Annotated in this window: 5 protein-coding genes; 2 read left to right on the top strand and 3 right to left on the bottom strand. The window is 74.2% G+C overall.

Annotated elements, in window-relative coordinates; all coding sequences use genetic code 11:
- The first annotated feature begins 211 nt into the window (after positions 1-211).
- Together IEZ01_RS33745 and IEZ01_RS33740 are read left to right on the top strand one after the other, a co-directional pair.
- On the top strand, positions 212-1,342 hold the full coding sequence (locus tag IEZ01_RS33745) for an NAD(P)/FAD-dependent oxidoreductase (RefSeq protein ID WP_189205560.1): 1,131 nt from the start codon (positions 212-214) through the stop codon (positions 1,340-1,342).
- Entirely contained in the window at positions 1,339-2,337 is a 999-nt protein-coding gene (locus tag IEZ01_RS33740; RefSeq protein WP_189205558.1) for a transglutaminase-like domain-containing protein, read from the top strand. Before IEZ01_RS33745 ends, IEZ01_RS33740 begins: the two co-directional genes overlap by 4 nt.
- Before the next feature lie 8 nt (positions 2,338-2,345).
- Here IEZ01_RS33740 and IEZ01_RS33735 read toward each other — a convergent pair whose 3' ends face one another.
- The 3 genes from IEZ01_RS33735 to aroC all read right to left on the bottom strand — a co-directional run.
- Entirely contained in the window at positions 2,346-2,783 is a 438-nt protein-coding gene (locus IEZ01_RS33735; protein ID WP_189205556.1) for a type II toxin-antitoxin system VapC family toxin, read from the bottom strand.
- Positions 2,780-3,055 carry a ribbon-helix-helix domain-containing protein gene (locus IEZ01_RS33730; protein WP_106959941.1) on the bottom strand — a complete coding sequence of 92 codons (276 nt, stop codon included), beginning with the start codon at positions 3,053-3,055 and terminating at the stop codon, positions 2,780-2,782. Before IEZ01_RS33730 ends, IEZ01_RS33735 begins: the two co-directional genes overlap by 4 nt.
- 44 nt (positions 3,056-3,099) lie before the next feature.
- The coding region (gene aroC / locus IEZ01_RS33725; RefSeq protein ID WP_189205547.1) for a chorismate synthase at positions 3,100-3,720 on the bottom strand (621 nt) is incomplete at its 5' end.

Here is a 3,720-nt window from a genome sequence, read left to right as displayed (position 1 = left end):
GGCATGACACGCACCCCGGTCGCCACCGGGCACGCGATGACCGGCCAACACCTGCACGCCGGGCCCCGGACGACCCCCTCGGACACACCCGCCCCGGAGGTGGCGGCATGACACGCACCCCGGTCGCCACCGGGCACGCGATGACCGGCCAACACCTGCACGCCGGGCCCCGGACGACCCCCTCGGACACACCCGCCCCGGAGGTGGCGGCATGACGCGCACCCTGGTCGTCGTCGGACACGGCATGACCGGCCATCGGCTGGTCGACGAAGTCCGGGCGCTGGACCGTACGGACGGCTGGCGGGTCGTCGTCCTCGGCGAGGAGGCCCGCCCGGCCTACGACCGGGTGGCGCTGTCCTCGCTGGTCGGCGGCCGGACCGTGGACGACCTGACGTTCCCCCGCTCCTGGGGTGAGCAGGTCGAGCTGCGCCTGGACACGGCCGTCACCGGCATCGACCGCGCGGGCCGGTCGGTGCGCTGCGCCGACGGCAGCCGGTACTCCTATGACGCGCTCGTCCTCGCGACCGGCTCCCGCCCGTTCGTCCCGCCCGTCCTCGGCCGCGACCTGCCCGGCTGTTTCACCTACCGCACCCCCGAGGACATCGAGGCGATCCGGGCCGCCGCGCGCCCCGGCCGGTCCGGGGTGGTGATCGGCGGCGGGCTCCTCGGCCTGGAGGCCGCGGACACGCTGCGGCGGCTCGGGATGCGCCCGTACGTCGTCGAGGCGGCGCCCCGGCTGATGCCGCTCCAGGTCGACACGGCGGGCGGCGCGCTGCTGGCCCGGCTGGTCGGCGGCCTGGGGGTGGATGTGCGCTGCGGCGCGCTGACGCGGTCCGTCGACGCCGGCCCGGACGGGCGGGTGCGGGGCGTGACCTTCGAGGACGGTTCGGGGGTGGCGGCGGACGTGGTGGTCTTCTCGGCCGGGATCCGGCCACGGGACGAACTCGCCGCCGCCGCGGGGCTGGTGACCGGTGAGCGCGGCGGCTTCCTCGTGGACGGCCGGATGCGCACGGCCGATCCGGAGATCTGGGCGATCGGCGAATGCGCGGCCGTGGAGGGCCGCTGCCACGGCCTGGTGGCGCCCGGCTACCGGATGGCCGCGTCGGTCGCCCGCCAGCTGCTGGGCCTCGACCACTCCCCCTTCGACGCGGCGGAGCCGACGACCCGGCTGAAGCTCCTCGGGGTCGGGGTGACGGGCTTCGGCGACATCCACGCCCGTACGGAAGGGGCGATCGAGTTCTCCGAGGCGGGCGCGGGCGCGTACCGCAAGGTGGTCCTCGGCTCGGACGGCCGTACGGTCCTGGGCCGGGTCGAGGTCGGCCCGACCGAAGCGTACGCATGAACGACCGACCGGTCCCGCCGGTGACCGCGGCGGAGCTGAGACTGCGGTGGATGCCGGCGGTGGAACGGCTGCCGGAGATCCCGGCGGAGTACCGGCGCCCCGAGCTGAGCGTCCGGTCCGCCGCGCGGCTCCTCGGCGTCGACGAGCAGGCGGTGAAGCACCTGATCGACGCGGGGCTGTCGGCCCAGGAGCAGCCGTACGGGATGGTGCTCGACCGGTACGACCTGCTCAACCTGGGTCTGCTCGCCGGGACCGGACGGTCGGCGGCGGAGGCCGCGGAACTGCGGTGGACGGCGCAGCCCGCCGGCCCGCCGGCGGGGTGGACGACGGCGCGCCGATTACGGCTCGCGCTGGCGTCGCACTGTTCGGCGGGGTGTACGCGGGCGCCGGGGCCGCCGCTGTGCGCGACGGCGCTCGCCGAGCAGACGGCGACGGTGCACACCTGGCGGACGTTACGGCCCGGCGGCCGGGTGCTGGCGGAGGTGACCCTGCGGGGCCGCAGGTGCCGGGCCCGGTCGCGGGCGGCCCGTGAGGTGTTCGGCGAGATCTACGACGGCCTGCTGACCGGCCGCTACCGCTACGCCCGGCTCCCGCCGGCGCTGGCGGCAAGACCCGAACGAGCCCTCGCCGCAGGGGCGTTGGACCCGGTGACGGCGGCCCTGGTGATGGCGGTCCACGCCCGCGCGGCGGGCCTGGAGGCCCGCACCCGCGCCGGCTTCCTCCTCGCCCCGCCCGGCCCCCGCCAGACGGCGGCTCTCCCGCACGCCTGGACCGAGATCCGCGAGTGCGGCCACTGGCTCCCCCTCGACCCCCTCCAGGCCTACCGCGCGGGCCGCCACCCCGACTTCGCCGACTTCTGCCGCGGCTCCCGCCCGAACTGGCTCCTCCCCCTCACCCACGAGGCCCACTGCCCGGCGACGGCCCACCGCTGCTCGGACGGCGGGGTGCCGGAGACGTCGTGCCGTCAGCTGCCGGGGGGCGGGCGATGTCCGTAGGAAAGCCGTCACATGTCGTCGGGGAGGATCCGGAACGTCTTGTGCGCGGTGAGGGGACGGATGGACCGGAAGTCCCGCCGGTCGAAGGTCAGCACGGCATCTGTCCGGAACTCGGAGGCGAGAACGACGTTGACGGCATCGGCCAGGTCCAGATCGAGCGCGCCGTAACGCCGCATGACGCCACGGCTCGCCGCCATGACGTCGCCGGTGATCTCCGGCAGCTTGACCCGGCCGCGCCGGGTTTCCTCGACGATCCCGTCCAGGAACTCCTGCCGCACGGCGGCGCCGGCGATCCGGCGCAGCAGATGGTCCGCCTCGGCAAGGACCAGGGGCGAGAGGACGATCAGCCCGGCGTGCTCCAAAACGCTGCGGCTGGCCTCCATCGCCGGATGACTTTCGTCGACCGAGGCCAGCAGCGCCGACGTGTCGGCAACGATCACGATCACGCCTGTGGCCGCCGTTTCGTCTCCTCATACGCGCGCGCCTTGGCGTCCCAGATCCGCTCCAGAGGCGACCGTGCTTCCTCGTCGGCGTCCGAGCCTTCGCTACGGAACGTGGGCAGGGCGAGCGGGGTGTCCCAGACACGCTTGGCCAGCGCCGCCAGATGGATCGCTTCGCGGATTATCTCGGCCTCGGCGATGCCTTCGCGGCCCGCCGCCTCCTTGATGATCGCCAGGTCTTCGGCATCGGCGTAGACGGTCGTGCGCTTCAGTCCCATGAACGTATGGTACCCGTTGTATACGTCGCCCTCCCGGGGCTGCGTCACCGCAGGTGAAGCGCCTCCAGGTACGACTGGACGTTGCGGCGGGTCTCGGGGACCGAGTCGCCGCCGAACTTCTCCACGACCGCGTCCGCCAGGACCAGGGCCACCATCGCCTCGGCCACGATCCCCGCAGCCGGAACCGCGCACACGTCCGAGCGCTGATGGTGCGCCGCGGCCGCCTCACCCGTCACCACGTCGATCGTGGCCAGCGCCCGCGGCACCGTCGCGATCGGCTTCATCGCCGCCCGCACCCGCAGCAGCTCACCCGTGGTCAGACCACCCTCCGTACCGCCGGAACGGCCCGAGGTCCGCCTGATCCCGTCCTCGGTCCGCACGATCTCGTCGTGCGCCTTCGAACCCGGCACCCGCGCCAGCTCGAAGCCGTCGCCGACCTCGACACCCTTGATCGCCTGGATACCCATCAGCGCGGCAGCCAGCCGGGCGTCGAGTCGCCGGTCCCAGTGCACATGCGAGCCGAGACCCACCGGCACGCCGTACGCGAGGACCTCCACGACGCCGCCGAGGGTGTCACCGTCCTTGTGGGCCTGGTCGATCTCCGCGACCATCGCCTTCGACGCGTCCGCGTCCAGACAGCGCACCGGATCCGCGTCCAGCCTCTC

This window comes from Streptomyces purpureus (assembly GCF_014648195.1).
Taxonomy (GTDB): Bacteria; Actinomycetota; Actinomycetes; order Streptomycetales; family Streptomycetaceae; genus Streptomyces; species Streptomyces purpureus.
Note: the sequence above shows the minus strand (reverse complement) of the source record. Positions and strands in the feature narration are given on the sequence as shown.

Coding starts and splice junctions, on each gene's coding strand:
- IEZ01_RS33730 (WP_106959941.1), bottom strand. CDS start 3,055: ATGGGACTGAAGCGCACGACCGTCTACGCCGATGCCGAAGACCTGGCG.
- IEZ01_RS33740 (WP_189205558.1), top strand. CDS start 1,339: ATGAACGACCGACCGGTCCCGCCGGTGACCGCGGCGGAGCTGAGACTG.
- IEZ01_RS33745 (WP_189205560.1), top strand. CDS start 212: ATGACGCGCACCCTGGTCGTCGTCGGACACGGCATGACCGGCCATCGG.